Genomic DNA, 17795 nt, shown 5'->3' with positions numbered 1-17795 from the left:
ATGGACATCGACGACAAGCGCGCGACCGACCTGCTGATGCCGCTGCGCCGGGTGCCCCGCGGCCTCTCGACCGTCGACGTGAGGCGCGCCATCGCGCGGGGCGAGCGGCGCCGCGCCGCCGTCCGCGCCGCGTCCGTGGCGGCGATCGTGCTGATGGTCCTCGTCGGCGGCTGGGCGTTGGCCGGCACCCGGGAGAACCGGCCGGACCCGGAGCCCGCGATCAGCACCTCCCCCGGGCCGGAGCCCTCGACGACCGGGTGCCAGGCGGCGCCGCTCGATGCGCCCCCGGGGGCGGTGCTCGGCAGCACCGTCACCGGCGGCGACCCGACCGGGCGGTACCACGTCGGGCAGAGCTTCGACGGGGCGAAGGTGACCGTGCTGCTCTGGGACCGCGGCCGGTACCAGGTCGTGGACCTGCCCGGCCAGGACCAGACGCTGGTGGACGTCAACTCCGCCGGCACGGCGGTGGGGTGGACCCGGCGCAAGGCCGACGCCGTCGCCGTGGTGTTCGAGGACGGGCGGGTGCGCGACCTGCCCGGCACCGCCGGCTCCGACGCCAAGGCGTACGCGATCAACGACCGGGGGCAGATCGTCGGCTCGATCCAGGGGCGGCCCGTGGTCTGGGCGACCCCGCACAGCCAGCCGACCCGGCTCGCGCTGCCCGGGTCCGGCTACGGTGGCGAGGCCCGCGGGATCGACGAGGACGGCACGGTGGTCGGGACGCTGCTCCACAACGGCGCCGCGGCGATCTCGGTCTGGTCGCCGGACGGCAAGGCGACGAATCTCCTGTCGACGCCCGTGATCGACGGCAAGGCCGTCACCGTTGCCCTCGGCATCCGCGAGGGCTGGGTGATCGGGCGGGTCGGCGATGAGCTCGGCGCGGCGCTGTGGAACCTGCGCACGGGCGAGGTGCGGGCCATCACCTGGGGCTACCCGGCGGCGGTGAACGCCCAGGGCTGGACGGCGCAGTCCAACGCCTCCTACGCGGCGATCGACACCGGCGGCTCGCGGATCGACCTGCCAGCGCTGCCGGAGGGCCGGGCCGGCGACCACTCGCTGACCCCCGTCACGCTCAGCGACGACGGGCACACGGTCGCCGGGACCGCTGTCACCTCGCAGAACGGTCACCGGGTGGCGATGCTGTGGACGTGCCGATGATCGCGCGGATGCGGGCCTCCTTCACCGCCTCGGTCAGGGTCGCGATGTCGTAGGCGCCGTAGTGGCGGCGGCCGTTGATGAAGAAGGTGGGGGTACCGCTGACGCCACTGAGGTCCGCGGACTCCAGGTCCTGGGCAATCCGCGCCGCGTGCACGTGGTGTATCAGGTCCTCGTGGAAGCGCTGCCGGTCCAGGCCGAGCCGCTCGGCGTAGCCGACCAGGTCCGTCGGCTTGAGCTCGTCCTGGTGGTCGAGGAGGAGGTCGTGCATGGGCCAGAACGCGCCCTGCGCGGCCGCCGCCTCGGCCGCCTCGGCGGCGAGCTGTGCCTGCGGGTGCACGTCGGTGAGCGGCAGGTGCCGCCAGACGTAGCGCAGGTCGGTGTCGGCGAGCAGCTCGCGGACGACGGGCTCGGCCTGGCCGCAGTACGGGCACTGGAAGTCGCCGTACTCGACCACCGTCACCGAGGCTCCCGCGGCCCCGCGCACGTGGTCGACGGTCACGTCCACGGGCGGGATGAGGTCGACGAGGACTTCGGCGTCGCCCAGCAGCGCCCGGGCGCGCCTCGGCTTCGGCAGCATGGCCGTCACGCGGTACACCACCCAGGTGGCCAGCGACGCGAGCACCGCGGCGGCCAGCACGCCCAGCTTGGCCTCGGCGAGGTCGTCGCCGGTGAACGCCAGGCTCGCGATGAGCAGCGACACCGTGAAGCCGATGCCGGCGATCGTGCCGCTGCCGAGCACCGCCGCCCACCCGGCGGCGGGCCGCACCCGGCGGCCGGACAGCCGGGTCACCAGCCAGGCGGTGCCGGCGACCGCGATCGGCTTGCCGAGCACGTACCCGGCCAGCACGCCGAGGGTGATCGGCGAGGTGAACGCCCGCACGAGGAACGGGCCGTCGATCGGGATGCCGGCGTTGGCCAGGCCGAAGAACGGGACGATGAGGAAGCTGCTCCACGGGTGGTACATGCGCTGCAGGCGGTCGTTGGGCGACAGCGTCTGGGTGAGACCCAGCGACGCCGAGCGGGCCAGCTCCGCGGTCGGCTGCTCGCGGAAGAGCTTGAACATGCCGCTGGCCGCCTCCAGCGCGCCGCGGGCGGGCGTGTACGCGGTCGCGGTCAGCCCGATCGCGAGCCCGGAGACGACCGGGTCCACGCCGCTGCGCAGCATGAAGTACCACAGCAGGATGCAGAACGGCGCGTAGACGGCGCCGCGGCGCACCCCGAGCGCGCGCAGGGCGAGCAGCAGGCCGAACACGGCCACGGCGAGCAGCAGCGGCATCAGGGCGATGTGCTCGGAGTACGCCACCGCGATGATCAGGAGCGCGGCCAGGTCGTCGACGACGAACACGGTGAGCAGGAAGACCCGCGCCTGCTCCGGCACGCCGCGGCCGACGAGCGCGAGCAGGCCGAGCGCGAGCGCGGTGTCGGTGGACATCGCCACCCCCCAGCCCTCCGCGCCCGGGCCGCCGTGGTTGACCCCGAGGTAGATGGCGACCGGGATCACCATGCCGGCCAGGCCGGCGGCGAGCGGCAGCACGAACCGGCGGCGGTCGCGCAGGTCGCCGAGGTCGAACTCGCGCCGCGCCTCCAGGCCGACGACCAGGAAGAACAGCGTCATGAGGCCGCTGTTGACCCAGGTGCGCAGGTCGTCGGCCAGCTCCCAGCCGCCGACGCGGAGGGCGAACTCGGTGCCCCACACCCGCTCGTAGCCGGCCGGGTCGACGTTGGCCCAGACCAGCGCGGCGGCGATCGCGGCGACCAGGACGCCGGCGCTGCCGGACTCGGTGCGCATGAAGGCCCGCAGCGGAGCGGTCACGTCGCGCCGCCAAATGGTAGTTCGTCCTGATATTTCCGACATGTCAGATGAGGCGCCTTGCGGTGTCTCGGCTGCGGCCATATCGCGAAAGCCTATGTCGCGCCGGCGCCGTTACGCTCGGGCGGTGGGGATACGGGTGCTCATCGCCGACGACCAGGAGATGGTCCGCGATGGCCTGCGGCGCATCCTGGGCGCGGCCGGGGACATCGAGGTGGTCGGGGAGGCCGCGGACGGGGTCGAGGCGCTGGAGCGCGTCCGGGTGCTGGAGCCCGACGTCGCCCTCGTCGACATCCGGATGCCGCGCATGGACGGCCTCACCCTCACCCGCGAGCTCGCCGCCGGCCCCACCCGGGTGGTCGTGGTCACCACGTTCGACCTGGACGAGTACGTCTACGCGGCGCTGCGCAACGGGGCCGCCGGCTTCCTGCTCAAGCGCTCCGGCCCGGCCCTGCTCACCGAGGCCGTGCGCGCCGCCGTCTCCGGCGAGAGCCTGATCAGCCCGGCGATCACGGTCAAGCTGCTGCGCCACCTGTCGCGCCCGCGCCCCGAGTCCCCGGAGCCGCTCACCGACCGCGAGCTGGAGATCGCCGGGCACGTCGGGGCCGGCCGGACCAACGCGGAGATCGGCGCCGAGCTGTTCATCTCGGCCGGCACGGTGAAGACGCACGTCGCGGCCGTCCAGCGCAAGCTCGGCGTGCGCAACCGGGTCGGGATCGCGGTGTGGGCCTGGAACAACGGGGTCGTCGCGCCGTGAAGGCGGCGTGGCTGCTCCTGCTCGCCGTGCCGGTGCTGTGCGGGCTGCCGTTCACCCGCGGGCCGGGCGTCCTCGTGAGCGTGGCGGCCATGCTCGCCGTCGCCGCCGCGATCCGCCCCTCCCTCGCCGCGCTGCCCCTGGCCGCCGCGCTCGGCTCGCTCGCGGTCACCGCCGGCTACCGGGGGCCGCCCCAGCCGGCCGGCCTGTGGCTCCCGTTCGAGTTCCTGCCCCTGTTGGTACTGCAGGTGCGCCTGCTGCGCCGCACCCCCGCCCGGCGGGCGGCCGTGGCCGGCGCGCTGGTGGCCCTGGCGACGACCGCGCTCCCCCTGCGCGTCACCCTCCACGTCCCGCACAACCGGCTCAACGCCTCGGTCCTGCTCGTCGCGACCGCGTTCGTGCCGGCCGTGGCGGCCGCCGGCGTGGGCCTGTGGCTGCGGGCGGCCGACGCCCGCCGCGCCCGCGCCCTGGCCGCGGCCCGCCGCGCGCAGCGCCTCGAGCTCGCCCGCGACCTGCACGACCTGGTGGCCCACGAGGTCACCGGCATCGTCGTCGAGGCGCAGGCCGCGCAGGTCGCCCCGGAGGCGGGCTCGTACGAGCGCATCGAGGCCGCCGGGCAGCGCGCGCTGGCGGCGATGGACGACATGGTGGCCGCGCTGCGCGCCGACGATGACGCCGCGCCGCGGGCGTACGGCCTCGCCGACCTGCCGGGCGTGGTCTCCCGTTTCGGCGGCGGCGCGACGCTGGAGATCGAGCCGGGCGTGGGGCTCCCGGCGGTGGCGGGGACGGCCGCCTACCACGTGGTCATCGAGGCCCTCACCAACGTGCGCCGGCACGCCCCGGCCGGCGCGCGGGTGCGGGTCCGGCTGTCGGCGTCAGGCGTGCTGACCGTCGACAACGACGGCGGCACGGAGCATGGAGTGACGGGTGCATCCGACATTTCGGTTACACCCAGGTCTGGCGGCGGAAGCGGGCTCGCGGGGCTCGCCGAGCGCACCCGTGCCGTGGGCGGGGAACTGCGCGCCGGGCCGCACGCCGGCGGCTGGCGCGTGGTCTGCGATCTCTCCCGTTCGGCAGATGTGCCGGGCGACCGCGCCGCCCAGCCTTGAGGCATGCTCGAACTGCTCGACATCACGAAGGTCTACAAGGGCGGCAAGCGCGCCGTCGACGGCCTGACGCTGCGCCTCGGGCCGGGGCTGCTCGGCCTGCTCGGGCCCAACGGCGCCGGGAAGTCCTCGCTGCTGCGCATCGCCGCGACGGTGACCCGGCCGACGAGCGGCCGGGTGCGCTTCGACGGCGCCGACGCGGTCGCCCGGCCCGACGGGCTGCGCCGCGCGCTGGGCTACCTGCCGCAGGACTTCGGGGTGTACCCGAACCTGTCGGCGGTGGAGTTCCTGGCGTACCTGGCCGCGGTCAAGGGCCTGTCCGGCCGCTCCGCCCGCGCCCGCATCGACGAGCTGCTGGAGCTGGTGAACCTGACCCACGCCGCGCGGCGGCCGCTCGGCGGCTACTCCGGCGGCATGCTGCGCCGGGTCGGCATCGCGCAGACGCTGCTGGCCGACCCGCGCGTCGTCATCGTCGACGAGCCCACGGCCGGCCTCGACCCCGAGGAGCGGGTCAGGTTCCGCAACCTGCTCAGCGACCTCGCCGCCGACCGGCTGGTGCTGCTGTCCACGCACATCGTGAGCGACGTCGAGTCGGTCGCGACGCGGATCGCGGTGGTCAAGGGCGGCCGGATCCGCCTCGACGGGACACCGGAGGAGCTGCTGCACGGCGTCGCCGGGCACGTCTGGGAGGTCACCGTGCCGCCCGAGGCCGCCGCCGGGCTGCAGCAGCGGCTGCTCACCACCCGGGCGGTGCGCACCCCGGCCGGCGTGCGGCTGCGGGTGCTGGCGACGAGCCGGCCGCTCGCCGACGCCACGCCGGCCGCACCGGACCTGGAGGACGCCTACGTCGGGGCGGTGCATCGATGAGCGGGCTGCTCGGCTTGGCGCTGGCGGACTTTCGCGAGCGGGTGCGCCGGCCGGCGTACCTCCTCATGCTGATCTCCGCGATCGGCCTCGGGCTGCTGGCGGTGCCGCCGGCGGACTCGCACTGGTCGGTGCTCGTCATCGGGGGCTTCCGCGGGCGGTACACCAGCGACTATGTGGGCATGGTCACCGCCCTGACGAGCGCCCTGTGGCTCACGCTGGTCGGGTTCTACCTGGTGCGCGACGCGGTCGCGCGGGACGAGCGCACCGGCGTCGGGCAGCTGCTGGCCGCCTCGCCGCTGCGCACGCCCGTCTACCTCGCCGGCAAGCTGCTCAGCAACGCAATGGTGCTCGGCTCGATGGTCGCGGTCCTCGCCGCGACCGCGCTGGTGCTGCAGCTGCTGCGGGGCGAGTCGCGCGCGGTGGACCCGGTCGCGCTGGCGCTGCCGTTCGCGCTCGTCGCGCTGCCGATGCTCGTGCTCACCGCGGCCCTGGCCGTGCTGTTCGAGACGACGCCGGTGCTGCGGGGCGGGCTGGGCAACGTGCTGTGGTTCTTCGTGTGGATGATCGGCGCGATCGGCGGGCAGTCGGCGCACGCGCCGTTCGGCGGGCTCGGCCTGCGGCCGGTCACCCTGCCGGCCGGCGCCTCGCACGACGTCGGGCTCGGCCTGATGTACGTCGAGGAGCCCCTGCGCACCTTCGACTGGCCCGGCCTGCGGCTGGACGCCGGGTTCCTCGGCGGCCGGCTCGCGCTCACCGCCATCGCGGTCGCGGTCGCGCTCCTGCCGGCGCTGTGGTTCCACCGCTTCGACCGCCCGGCGCGCGCCGCTCGGGCGGCCGCCGGCGCCGAGCCGCGGACCGTCTACAAGGGACTCCCCCCGACCGAGCCCCGCCGCGGCGGGACGGGCCCGCGCCTGCTCGCCGGCGAGGTGCGCATCCTGGTGCGGGGCGCGCCGACGTGGTGGTGGCTGGGCGCGGGCGCGCTGGCCCTGGCCGGCCTCGCCGCGCCGCCCGGCGCGGTGCTCGCGCTCGTGTGGATCTGGCCGGTGCTGCTGTGGTCGCGCCTGGGCACCCAGCCGGCGGCGTCGGGCGCGGACGCGATCCTCGCCGCCTGTCCGGCCCCGCGCCGCCGCGTCGTCGCCGAGTGGGGCGCGGGCGCGCTGCTGGCCGCGGTCACCGGCGCGGGCGCGGCGGCCCGGATGGCGTTCGCCGGCGACCTGCCGGGGCTGGCCGCCTGGACGGCCGGTGCGGCGTTCATCCCGGCGCTCGCCCTGGCCCTGGGCGCGCTGACCGGGGCGCCGAGGGTCTTCCAGGCGATCTACACCGTCCTGTGGTACCTCCTGATCAACGACACCAGCGCGCTGGACTTCATGGGCGCGCTGCGCGACCACGGCCGCCTCACCGGGCCGAGCCCGGCGCTGTGGGCGGGGGCCGCGGCGGCCGGCATCGCCGTCGCGCTCACCCGCACCGCGTGGCGCGAAACCCGCCGCTGAGGCCGTGCCGGTTATGCGAGCGCGGCGGAGATCGCTCGGACCTGGGCCGGGGCGACCGCGCCCCAGAAGCGGCCGTCGTGGCAGCCGGTCGACAGCGTCACGACCGACGGGTCGGGCAGGCGGTCGCGCAGGCGGCGCACCGCGGGCGCGAACGGGTCCGCCGCGCCGATGTCGATGCGGAATGGCAGCCCGGACAGCTCGGCCGCCCGTGCGGTCACGTCGTAGCGCGCCCACTCCTGCTCCGAGTCGTACGCGCCCGCATTGACCCGCTCGGCGTCGGCGTAGTCGCGGAAGATCGCCGGCGAGGAGGCGACGATCAGCCGGAAGCGGTCGCGGTACTCCAGCCCGCACAGCAACGCGCCGTAGCCGCCCATCGACCAGCCGGCCACCGCGGCCCGGCCGATGTCGAGGTCCCAGCCCGCGATGAGCGGCAGGAACTCGTCGATGAGCATGCCGAGCGGGTCGTCGGTGGCGTGCGGGTGCCAGTACCCGTCGCCGCCGTCGGCCGCGGCGATGACGAAGGGCGCCGCACCGGCGCGCACGGCCCCGGCGAGCAGCCGCGGGTAGTCACCCGTGTTCACCGCCTGCTCGGCGTTGGAGCCGAAGCCGTGCAGCGCGAGGCACACCGGCAGCCGGGCCCCCGGCTCGTGCCCCGGCGGGTAGGCCAGCGCGTAGCCGACCGCCCGGCCGCGGTGCCGGGAGCGGAACGAGCCGGTGATCGGCGGCGGCGCCTCGGCCGTCGGCGCGGCCGGGGGCCTCGGCGCGGCGGCGTCGCAGCGGCCGAGGGCCTCGTCCAGGCGCCCCTTGCCGGGCAGGACGGCGTGGTCGACGAGCTCGAACCCGGCGACGGCGGCCAGCGCCACGCCGCCGCCGAGCGCCAGCAGCGCCGAGCGCCGGCCGATGCCCATGCGCGCCACGGTAGCGGTTCGGTGACCGTCGCGGGGACCCGCGCGTCGGCTCTTCGGGCCGGCGTGGCGATCTTCCGGCCGATCTGCGGGGCCCGCTGGACGGCTATCGTGACGCAGGTGACGCGGCTCGACTTCCGGATCCTCGGCCCGCTCGAGGCGTGGGCGCCGGACGGCCGGCCGATCGACCTCGGCGCCCGCAAGCAGCGCGCGGTGCTCGCCATGCTGCTGCTGGAGCCGGGCCGCGTGGTGTCGGTCGACCGGATCGTCGAGGGGCTGTGGGCCGGGGAGGCGCCGGCGAGCGCGACCGGGACACTGCAGGCGTACGTGTCGCAGCTGCGCCGCGCCCTGGAGCCGGACCGGCCGCCGCGCACGCCGCCGGCCGTGCTGCTCACCCGGGACCCCGGCTATCTGCTGGCGGTCGACGACGCACAGGTGGACGCGCGCCGGTTCGCCGCCGGCGTCGAGGCCGCCCGGGTCGGCCTGGCCCGGGGCGACCTGGCCGCGGCCGAGCGCGCGCTGCGCGAGGCGCTGCGGGAGTGGCGCGGCGAGCCGCTGGCGGACCTGGCCGACGAGGAGTTCGCCGCCGCGGCGGTGGCCCGGCTCGGCGAGCTGCACGACGGTGCCCTGGAGGACCTCGCCGAGGTCCAGCTCGGCGCCGGGCAGACCGCGGCCGCGATCGCCGGGGCGCAGGCGTTGCTGGATCGCCGGCCGTTCCGCGAGCGGTCGTGGGGGCAGCTGATGCTCGGCCTGTACCGCGAGGGCCGCCAGGCCGACGCGCTGGCCGCGTTCCGACGCGCCCGCGCGGTGCTCGACGAGGAGCTGGGCCTGCCGCCGGGGCCCGAGCTGCGGACGCTGGAGGCCGCGATCCTCCGCCACGACCCGTCGCTGGCCGAGCCGGCCCGGCCCGCCCAGCCCGCGCAGGCCTCGCGAGCCGGGCAAGCCGCGCAGGCCGCCCCGCCCGAGCGGGTCGTGGCGACCGCGCCCGTCGCGGTCGCCGAGGGGGCACCGGGGCTGGTGGGGCGGGGCGCGGAGGAGCGGCGCATCGCCGAGCGGGTCGAGCTCGCCGCGGGCGGGGCGGGCGGCGTGCTGCTCGTCGCCGGCGAGGCCGGGCTCGGCAAGACCCGGCTCGCCGAGCGCGCGGCCGAGCTCGCCGCCGGGCGCGGGCTCGCGGTTGCCTGGAGCCGGTGCGTCGAGGCGAGCGCGACCCCCGCGTTCTGGCCGTGGGCGCAGGTGCTGCGCGCGCTGCCGGACAGCGGAGACGGGCGCCGGCTCCTCGACGTGCTCGCCGGCCGGGGCGAGAGCAGCTGGCGAGCCGGGGACCCGGACACCGCGCGGTTCCACCTGCACGAGACGGTCGCCGACACGCTGCGCTTGCACGCGTCCGCGCGGCCGCTGCTCATCGTGATCGACGACCTGCACGCCGCGGACGCCTCGTCGCTGCAGCTGCTGGCGCACCTCGCGCCGGCGCTGCACCGGCAGCCGATCCTGACGCTGGCCACGCTGCGCCCGGAGGCGGCCGACGCCGACCCCGCGCTGCGCGAGACGCTGGCGCTGCTGGCCAACGAGCGCGGCGCCGAGCGGCTGCGGCTGGCCGCGCTCACCGAGGACGACATCGCCGAGTTCACCAACCGGCCCCGCGCGGTCGCGCACGCGCTGGCGGAGCGCACCGGCGGCAACCCGTTCTACCTCAAGGAGCTGCTGCGGCTGCTGGAGAGCGAGTACCCGGACGGCTGGGGCGACGCACAGGCCGTTGCGGAGACCGGCGTGCCGGAGAGCGTGCGGGACGTCATCACCCGCCGCCTGTCCCGGCTGCCCGAGCGGACCCGGCGGCTGCTGGAGACGGCCGCGGTCATCGGCCGTGACGTCGACCTGCTCCTGCTGGAGGCCGCGACGGAGGATCGCGAGTCGGGAGGGCACGAGCTGGTGATGGCCACCCTCGAGCCGGCCGTCGCGGCCGGGGTGCTGCTGGAGCTGCCGGACGGCTGGGACTATCGCTTCTCCCACGCCCTCGTCCGGGACGCCGTCTACGGCGGGCTCAGCCGGCTGCAGCGCGCACGACTGCACCGGCGGGTCGGTGAAGCGCTCGAGTCCTTCGACCGGCCCGACGACCCCAACCTGCTCGGGCGCCTGGTGCACCACTTCACGATGGCCGCGCGGCTGGGCGTCGCCGATCGCGCGGTGCGGTACGCCACCCGGGCCGCCGAGCTGGCGATGGCGCAGCTGGCCTACGACGAGGCCGTCCGATACCTGGAGGCTGCCCTCGGCGCGCTCGACCCCACCGGCGCGGGCGCGGCCGAGCGGCGCTGCCGCCTGCTGGTGCAGCTCGGCGTGGCCCGGCGGGCCGCGGGCGACGTCGCCGGCACCCGCGCGGTGCTCGACGAGGCGCTGACGCTGGCCCAGCAGCTCGGCGACGACGGGCTCGCCATGGACGCGGCGACCCTGTTCGGCGGGGTGACGCTGTGGACCTGGCGGCCGTACCTGATCGTCGACGAGCGCATGATCGGCATCCTGCGCGGGCAGCTGACCCGGCTGGACCCGAACGACCGCTACCGGCGCGCGGTGCTGCTCGGCACGCTCGCCGTCGAGCTGTACCACAGCCCGGAGCGCGCCGAGGGCGAGGCGCACGCGGCGGAGGCGGTGCGGCTGGCGCGCGGGCTGGGCGACCCGGAGCTGCTGACGCGCACGCTGAACAACTACTGGAACGCCGCCTGGGTGCCGGAGCGCGAGCCGGAGCGCCGCGCCGTGGTCGACGAGCTGCTCACGATCACGGCGCTGCCCCGCACCGTCGAGGCCATCGCCCGGCTGCACCGGATGATGACCGAGATGAGCGCCGGCGACGTCGCCGGGTTCGACGCCGACCTGGCCCGCTGCGTGCGCCTGGCCGAGGAGATCCGCAGCCCGGTGCTGCCCGCGCAGGTGCGCTTCGCGCAGGCGGGGCGGGCGATGCTGGACGGCCGGTGGGCCGACGGCGAGCGGCTGATCGACGAGGCGTTCGCGCTGCAGGAGCACACCAGCCTGTGGGGCAGGCAGTGGATCCGGCTGGCGCTGCTGTACACCAGCCGCCGCTTCCAGGGCCGCCCGGCCGAGCTGCGCGACGAGCTGGTGCGCCGCGCCGACGAGCCACTGCTGGAGCTGCTGCGCCCCACCGCCGTGCTGGCCGCCGTCGAGTCGGGCGACGAGGACCTGGGCCGGGCGCTGGTCGAGCGTTGGGGCGCCACGCGGGACCGGCTGTGGGCCTGGGAGTTCCTGGTGTTCCAGTGGGGGCTGGTCGCGGCGCGGCTGGGCACCCCCGACCCGCAAGAGCTCTACGATGAGATCGCGCCCTTCGCCGACCGCTGCTGTACGGTCGGCAGCGGAGGCGCCACCTGGGGCTCCCTGCATTTCGTCCAGGCCGAGCTGGCGGTGCGGCTGGGCGAGCGCGCCGTCGCCCTGGACCACGCGCGCGCCGCCCGGTCCACGCACGAGCGGCTCGGCGCGGCGCACCTGATCGCGGCCAGCGACGCGCAGCTGGCGACTCTAGTGGTCCACAAGCGCTGACCAACTCACGTCCAAACGGGCTCCAAGAGGGTCCCGGCACCGTCATCGCATGACCATCGCTATGACTGAGCTCCCGGCCCTGGCCGGACCCGTCTTTTTCCCCGGCGACGAGGGCTACGCGGCGGAGGTCGCGTCCTGGAACGTCGCGACCACCCACGAGCCGCTCGCGGTCGTCGGCGCCACCAGCGCGCAGGACGTCGCCGCGGCCGTCCGCTGGGCCGGCACGCACGGCCTGCCCGTCGCGGTCCAGTCGACCGGGCACGGCGCGGTGCGCCCCGCCACCGGCTGCGTCCTGATCACCACCGGCCGCATGAACGAGGTCTCCGTCGACCCGGTCGCGCGCACCGCGCGGGCCGCCGCCGGCGTGCGGTGGTCACAGGTGATCGAGGCGGCCGCCGCGCACGGCCTGGCGCCCCTCAACGGCTCGGCCTCGCACGTCGGCGTCGTCGGGTACACGCTCGGCGGCGGCGCCGGGCCGCTCGGGCGCAAGTACGGCTTCGCCGCCGACCACGTCCGCTCGATCGAGATCGTCACCGCCGACGGCGCGCTTCGCACCATCGACGCCGACCACGAGGCCGACCTGTTCTGGGCCGTGCGCGGCGGCAAGGGCAACTTCGGCATCGCCACCGCGATCGAGTTCGACCTGTTCGAGGTCGCCGGGCTCTTCGGCGGCGGCATCTACTTCCCGGGCAGCCACGCCGCCGAGGTCCTGCACGCCTACCGGGCCTGGACGGCCGGGCTGCCGGAGGAGATGAGCACGTCGGTGGCCCTGCTGCGGCTCCCGCCGCTGCCCGAGCTGCCCGAGCCGCTGCGCGGGGCGTTCGTGGCGCACCTGCGGGTCGCGTACCTCGGCACGCCGGAGGACGGCGACGCGATGCTCGCCCCGATGCGCGCCGCCGCGCCCGCGCTCATCGACGACGTGTCGTGGCTGCCGTACACGGCGATCGACTCCGTGCACCGGGACCCGGTCGACCCGGTCCCGTCCCGGGAGCGCGGCGTGCTGCTCGGCGAGCTGACCGAGCGGACCGTCGACCACGTGCTGGAGGTGGCCGGGCCCAAGGTGGACGTACCGCTGATCATGGTGGAGGTGCGGCACCTGGGCGGTGCGTTCGCGCGGACGCCGGCCACCCCCAACGCCGTGAGCGGCCGCGGGGCGGAGTTCTCGCTGTTCGCCCTCGGGCTCGGCGTGCCCGAGCTCGCGCCCGTCGTGGACGCCGTCACCGATCAGGTGCTCGCCGTCGAGACGGTGCCGGGCGGGCTCATGAACTTCTCCGGCCACGCCGGCCCGGAGGCGCTCCTGGCGAACTGGGCGCCCGCCGACCGGGACCGGCTGCTGCGCACGAAGCGCTCGTACGACCCGACGAACGTGTTCTCCAGCGGCCAGGCCATCGTCGCCTGACGGACGCCTTCCGTGATCACGGAGTGAAAGCGACACTTTGACTCCGTGATCACGGGGACCCGCAGGGGCTACATGCCGGCGAGGTCGAGGCCGAGGGTCACCGCACCGCAGGCCACGATCAGGGCCGCGATCAGGTTGACCCGGCCGGCCGGGCCGCCGGTCCGGCGGGCGGCGCGCCAGTACAGCGCCGCGCCCACGAGCACGAGCAGGCCCTCGATCGTGGCGGTCAGCGCGTGGTACTGCCACAGCCCGAACCCCAGCCGCGGCAGGTCGCCCGCGTTGCCGGGCAGCAGCGGCATGTCGGTGCGGTGCACGACCAGGTCGAGCAGCCAGTGCGAGAAGACGACCGCGCCGATCACGGTGCCGCCGCGCCGGCCCCACCAGCGAACGCAGAGCAGACCCGTCGCGGCCGAGATGAGCAGGGCGCCCAGCAGCGAGTGGGTGTAGTCCGCGTAGATGATCCCGTTTCCGTACCCCCCGTCGGTGCCCGGAGCGGGATCGATGTGCTCGACGCCGCTGAGGTACAGCGGCACGAAGATGACGTCGAGCCAGACCGTCGCGAGCATCAGCGCCCACAGCGGTATGGGCCGCTCGATCGACTTGACGGCCGCCGCGAGGCCGAAGTGCCCGGTGACCATTACTTGCCTTCCTTGCGGCCGGACGGCCACGGGAGTTTCGCGTCCAGCGCGCCGATGAGGGCGGTGAACAGGAGCGCGCCGAGTATGAACGCCATGAGAGGCTCCAGGAGTGCTACTAAGTGAACCGTAGTTGCGTTAGCCTGAGCATGGCAGACGATCGACGCTTAACGCAACTGGAGTTTCATTGAGGGAGCCGGTTGGCACGGTACGGCCAGGCGGGCGCACCGCCCGCACGCGCGCCGCGGTGGCCGAGGCCCTGCAGGCCGAACTGCTGGAAGTCGGATACGCGGGCACGACGATCGAGCGCATCGCCCAGCGCGCCGGAGTGGCGAAGACCACGGTGTACCGCCGCTGGGGCAGCTTGACCCAGCTGGTCGTGGATGTGTTCTCGGAGACCGCCGGCACCCGGATCCCGCTGCCGGACACCGGCACGTTCGAGGGCGACCTGCGCGCGCTCGGCCGCGCCAGCATTCTGCTGCTGTGCACCCCGCACCTGCGGGCCATCTTCGACGTGGTGGTCCGCGAGGCGATCCACGACCCGGCCGCCCGTGCCGCGCTGACCAACTTCTTCGCGTCGCGGATCGCGATCGGCTCGGCCCTGGTGGACCGCGCCGTCGACCGCGGCGAGGCGGCGCCCGGCACCGACGCGGCCGAGGTGATCCGGCTGGTCGGCGCCCCGTACTACGCCCGGGCGTACATCACGGGCGAGGAGATCGACCCGGCCGTCGCCGACCGCACGGCCGCGATGATCGCGCTGGCCGCCCGCGAGGGCGTCCTGGTGCCGGCGCCCGAAGATCAGAGCGTGTCGCGGTAGAGCAGGGCGGCCTGGACCCGGTTGGCGCAGTCGAGCTTCGTCAGCACCCGGCTCACGTACGTCTTGACGCTGGGTTCGCTCATGCGCAGCCGAGCCCCGATGTCCGCGTTCGACAGGCCCTCGGCCACCAGCCGCAGCACGTCGGCCTCGCGGGGGCTCAGCGCGGCCAGGCGGCCGGCCGCGGCCCGGCGGCGCTCGGCCTCGGCCAAGCTGGCCGGGCCGCCCGGGCCGACCAGGCCCAGCAGGTGCCGGGTGACCGGCGGCGACAGGTACGCATCGCCGGCGTACGCCGCGCGGACCGCCCGGATCAGCTCCTCCGGCGCGCACGACTTGAGGACGAACCCGGCGGCGCCCTGGCGCAGGGCGCGCAGCACGTTGGGCTCGTCCCCGAACGACGTCAGCACCACGATCGCCACGCCCGGGCGCGCGGCGCGCAGGGCGGCCATCGCGTCCAGGCCGCCGAGCACCGGCATCCGTACGTCGACCAGCGCCACGTCCGCCTCGACGCGCTCCGCGGCCTCGATCGCGCCCGCGCCGTCCGCGGCCACGGCGACGACCTCCAGGCCGGGCTCGGACTCGAGCACCGTGCGGATGCCGGCGACGATCAGCGGCTCGTCGTCGGCGACGAGCACCCTGATCCGGTCCATGATCAGGCCACCCCGACCATGAGGCTCAGCGGTACGAACCCGAACATCAACCCGGCCACGGCCAGCCCCAGCAGCGCGGGCCGGCGCGGCGCCGGCGCGACCGGGAACACCGCCCACAGCCGGAACTCGCCGCCGGCCAGCCCGTGGCCCACCAGCCCGCCGGCGAGCTCGGCCCGCTCGGCCAGCCCGAGCAGGCCCCGCCCGGGCGGGGCGGGCGCCGCGGCGGCAGGGGCCGGGTTGGCCACGGACAGCAGCAGCGCGTCGTCCTCCCAGTCGGCGCGCACGGTCAGCGGCGCGCCCGGCGCGTGCTTGACGCCGTTGGTGAGCCCCTCCTGCACGACCCGGTAGGCGACCGGCCCGGCCTCCTCGGGCAGCTCCCGCTCGCTGCCTCGGACGACCAGGTCGACCCGCACGCCGGCGGCGCGGGCCCCGGCGACCAGGTCGCCCACCGCGGCGAGGCCCGGCCGCGGCGCGCGCAGGCCGGTGACCACCTCGTGCAGGTCGCTCGCCGCGCCGCGGGCGGACTCGGCGAGCCGGCGCACCGCGGCGCGCTGCTCGGCCGGCAGCCCGGCGACCTCAAGCGCGGCGGCCTGCACCGAGACCAGGCTGAGCCGGTGCCCGAGCGCGTCGTGCATGTCGCGGGCGATGCGCAGCCGCTCCTGCGCGGCGAGGGCGGCGGCCCGCCGCTCCTGCTCGGCGACGTACCGCCCGGCGAGCATCGGCAGCAGCACGAACACGACCGACGCGACGACCAGCGGCGCCGCGGCGGCCGGGCGCAGCGCGATCTCGGCGCCGAGCGCCACGGCGGCGGCCGTCCACATCACGACCCAGGATGTCGTACGGCGAACAGACCGCCCGGCCTGATATGCGCTCCACGGCAGCAGCGCGGTGGCCCCGCCGGTGACGACGGCCGGCCCGAGCGCACAGACGAACGCGGCGGCGGGGCTGCGGTACCGCAGCACGATGACCGACGCCACCACGAGCGCCCACACCGGCAGCAGCGCCGGGCGGCCCAGGCCAGCAGGGCCAGGAGGGCCCGGATGCGCGAACGTCAGCAGCACGCTGTCGACGGCCACGATGCCCGCGGCGGCGAGAAATCGGCGCATGTCAGCAGGCTACTGCGCGCTGGCACCCGCGACGTTCGTCGCACGCCGGCGGCGACTTTCGGTGACTGTGCCGGCCGCCGGGTCCGCCTAGCGTGCTGGGCATGATCGTCGCCGAGCAGCTGACCAAGCGGTACGGGCGGACCGTCGCCGTCGACGGGCTGTCCTTCGCCGTGCGACCCGGGCACGTGATGGGCTTCCTGGGCCCGAACGGGGCGGGCAAGTCCACGACCATGCGCATGATGCTGGGCCTCGACCGGCCGAGCGCCGGCCGCGCACTGATCGACGGCCGGCCGTACGACGCGCTGCGACATCCCCTGCGCCGGGTCGGGGCGCTGCTGGAGGGCCGGTCCGCGCACCCGGGCCGCCGGGCGTACCACCACCTGCTCTATCTCGCGCGCAGCAACGGGATCCCGGCCCGGCGGGTCGGCGAGGTGCTCGCCCTCGCCGGGCTGGAGGGCGCCGGGCGGCGGCGCGCCGGCGGCTTCTCGCTCGGCATGGCGCAGCGGCTCGGCATCGCCGCCGCGCTGCTCGGCGACCCGCCGGTCCTGCTGCTGGACGAGCCGGTCAACGGCCTCGACCCGGAGGGCGTGCACTGGCTGCGCGCGCTGCTGCGCGGGTTCGCCGCGGAGGGGCGCACGGTGCTCGTGTCCAGCCACCTGATGGCCGAAACCGCGCTGACCGCCGACCGGCTCGTGGTCATCGCCCGGGGCCGGCTGGTCGCCGACGCCACGGTCGAGGAGTTCGTCGCGGGCGCGGGCACGCTCGAGGAGGCGTTCCTGAAGGCGGTCGCCCGATGAACGCCTTCGCCGCCGAGTGGATCAAGGTGCGCACCCTTCGCTCCACCCCCTGGACCCTGGCGCTGACCGTCCTGGTCGCGGCGGGCATCGCCTTCCTCGTCGGCATGAGCTTCCGGCACGCCGACCCGGCGACGTCGCGGTTCGACGCGATGTTCGCGACGTTCTACGGGCTGAGCCTCGCCCAGCTGGCGCTCGTCGTGTTCGCGGTGCTCGCGGTGGGCGGCGAGTACGGCACGGGCACCATCCGCCCGTCGCTCGCCGCCGTACCTCGCCGGGGCACGTTCTACCTGGGCAAGGTGGGCACGGTCGGGCTGTGCGCAGCCGCCGTGTCGGCGCTGAGCGTGGCTGCCGCGTTCGTCGCCGGGCAGGCCGGCCTCGGCCCGCTCCACACCACGCTCACGGCGGCCGGCGTGCCGCAGACCGTCGCCGGCGCGTTCCTGTACCTGGTGCTCATCGCCCTGTTCGCCACCGGCGTGGCGCAGGTGCTGCGCAGCTCGACGCTCTCGCTCGGCGTGCTGCTGCCGCTGTTCTTCCTCGGCTCGCAGGGCCTGGGCAACATCCCGGGCGTGCGGCGGGTGACGCAGTTCCTGCCCGACCAGGCGGGCGCGGTGATCCTGCACTTCTTCGGCCCGCCGGACAACCCGGAGTACGATCGCGCGTTCGGCCCATGGACCGGGATGGGCATCCTCGCGCTGTGGGCGGCTGCCGCGCTGGCCGCGGGGTACATCAGCCTGCGCCGCCGCGACGCCGTCTCCTAGACCGGC

General features: G+C 75.8%; 15 protein-coding genes. 10 read left to right on the top strand and 5 right to left on the bottom strand.

The features are described from left to right. On the top strand, positions 1-1158 hold the full coding sequence (locus ACGFI8_RS08190; protein ID WP_392801702.1) for a hypothetical protein: 1158 nt from the start codon (positions 1-3) through the stop codon (positions 1156-1158). Here the strand turns inward: ACGFI8_RS08190 and nhaA are convergent. Next, the gene (gene nhaA / locus ACGFI8_RS08185) at positions 1109-3013 is read right to left on the bottom strand and encodes a Na+/H+ antiporter NhaA (RefSeq protein ID WP_392801700.1); all 1905 of its coding nucleotides are present in this window, start codon (positions 3011-3013) and stop codon (positions 1109-1111) included. The genes ACGFI8_RS08190 and nhaA overlap by 50 nt on opposite strands. Positions 3014-3095: 82 nt before the next feature. Here nhaA and ACGFI8_RS08180 point away from each other — a divergent pair, with 82 nt between their 5' ends. The 4 genes from ACGFI8_RS08180 to ACGFI8_RS08165 are packed head-to-tail and all read left to right on the top strand — an operon-like array spanning position 3096 to position 7185. Beyond that, positions 3096-3725 carry a response regulator gene (locus tag ACGFI8_RS08180; protein WP_392801697.1) on the top strand — a complete coding sequence of 210 codons (630 nt, stop codon included), beginning with the start codon at positions 3096-3098 and terminating at the stop codon, positions 3723-3725. After that, positions 3722-4831 carry a sensor histidine kinase gene (locus ACGFI8_RS08175; protein ID WP_392801694.1) on the top strand — a complete coding sequence of 370 codons (1110 nt, stop codon included), beginning with the start codon at positions 3722-3724 and terminating at the stop codon, positions 4829-4831. The genes ACGFI8_RS08180 and ACGFI8_RS08175 overlap by 4 nt, the downstream gene beginning before the upstream one ends. 3 nt (positions 4832-4834) lie before the next feature. Further along, the gene (locus ACGFI8_RS08170; protein ID WP_392801692.1) at positions 4835-5695 is read left to right on the top strand and encodes an ATP-binding cassette domain-containing protein; all 861 of its coding nucleotides are present in this window, start codon (positions 4835-4837) and stop codon (positions 5693-5695) included. Further along, a complete protein-coding gene (locus ACGFI8_RS08165; protein WP_392801689.1) occupies positions 5692-7185 on the top strand; it encodes an ABC transporter permease in 1494 nt (497 codons plus the stop codon). Before ACGFI8_RS08170 ends, ACGFI8_RS08165 begins: the two co-directional genes overlap by 4 nt. Before the next feature lie 11 nt (positions 7186-7196). Here ACGFI8_RS08165 and ACGFI8_RS08160 read toward each other — a convergent pair whose 3' ends face one another. Continuing rightward, on the bottom strand, positions 7197-8093 hold the full coding sequence (locus ACGFI8_RS08160) for an alpha/beta hydrolase (RefSeq protein WP_392801687.1): 897 nt from the start codon (positions 8091-8093) through the stop codon (positions 7197-7199). Between the two features lie 117 nt (positions 8094-8210). On the opposite strand from ACGFI8_RS08160, the gene ACGFI8_RS08155 reads away from it, so the two are divergent. Both ACGFI8_RS08155 and ACGFI8_RS08150 read left to right on the top strand, forming a co-directional pair. Further along, entirely contained in the window at positions 8211-11630 is a 3420-nt protein-coding gene (locus ACGFI8_RS08155; RefSeq protein ID WP_392801685.1) for an ATP-binding protein, read from the top strand. Positions 11631-11679: 49 nt separating this feature from the next. Then, a complete protein-coding gene (locus ACGFI8_RS08150) occupies positions 11680-13029 on the top strand; it encodes an FAD-binding oxidoreductase (protein ID WP_392801682.1) in 1350 nt (449 codons plus the stop codon). 68 nt (positions 13030-13097) lie between these two features. Here the strand turns inward: ACGFI8_RS08150 and ACGFI8_RS08145 are convergent, their stop codons facing one another. Then, positions 13098-13667, bottom strand: coding sequence for a permease (locus ACGFI8_RS08145; protein WP_392801679.1), 570 nt, complete (start codon positions 13665-13667; stop codon positions 13098-13100). Positions 13668-13851: 184 nt separating this feature from the next. Here ACGFI8_RS08145 and ACGFI8_RS08140 point away from each other — a divergent pair, with 184 nt between their 5' ends. Next, complete coding sequence (locus ACGFI8_RS08140) at positions 13852-14481, top strand: TetR/AcrR family transcriptional regulator (protein WP_392801677.1); 630 nt, start codon at positions 13852-13854, stop codon at positions 14479-14481. Here ACGFI8_RS08140 and ACGFI8_RS08135 read toward each other — a convergent pair. Together ACGFI8_RS08135 and ACGFI8_RS08130 are read right to left on the bottom strand one after the other, a co-directional pair. Beyond that, positions 14463-15128, bottom strand: a complete 666-nt coding sequence (locus ACGFI8_RS08135; protein WP_392801674.1) for a response regulator — start codon at positions 15126-15128, stop codon at positions 14463-14465. The genes ACGFI8_RS08140 and ACGFI8_RS08135 overlap by 19 nt on opposite strands. A gap of 2 nt (positions 15129-15130) precedes the next feature. Beyond that, positions 15131-16234, bottom strand: a complete 1104-nt coding sequence (locus ACGFI8_RS08130; RefSeq protein ID WP_392801672.1) for a sensor histidine kinase — start codon at positions 16232-16234, stop codon at positions 15131-15133. Between the two features lie 101 nt (positions 16235-16335). On the opposite strand from ACGFI8_RS08130, the gene ACGFI8_RS08125 reads away from it, so the two are divergent. Both ACGFI8_RS08125 and ACGFI8_RS08120 read left to right on the top strand, forming a co-directional pair. Continuing rightward, positions 16336-17031, top strand: a complete 696-nt coding sequence (locus ACGFI8_RS08125; protein ID WP_392801669.1) for an ABC transporter ATP-binding protein — start codon at positions 16336-16338, stop codon at positions 17029-17031. Further along, positions 17028-17789 (top strand): ABC transporter permease, encoded by a 762-nt coding sequence (locus ACGFI8_RS08120; RefSeq protein WP_392801666.1) that lies wholly within the window; start codon positions 17028-17030, stop codon positions 17787-17789. The genes ACGFI8_RS08125 and ACGFI8_RS08120 overlap by 4 nt, the downstream gene beginning before the upstream one ends. Positions 17790-17795: the final 6 nt, after the last annotated feature.

This window comes from Dactylosporangium sp. NPDC048998 (genome assembly GCF_043197855.1).
Classification (GTDB): domain Bacteria; phylum Actinomycetota; class Actinomycetes; order Mycobacteriales; family Micromonosporaceae; genus Dactylosporangium.
The sequence above is the reverse complement of the archived record's forward strand: the minus strand, read 5'-3'. Positions and strand labels throughout refer to the sequence as shown.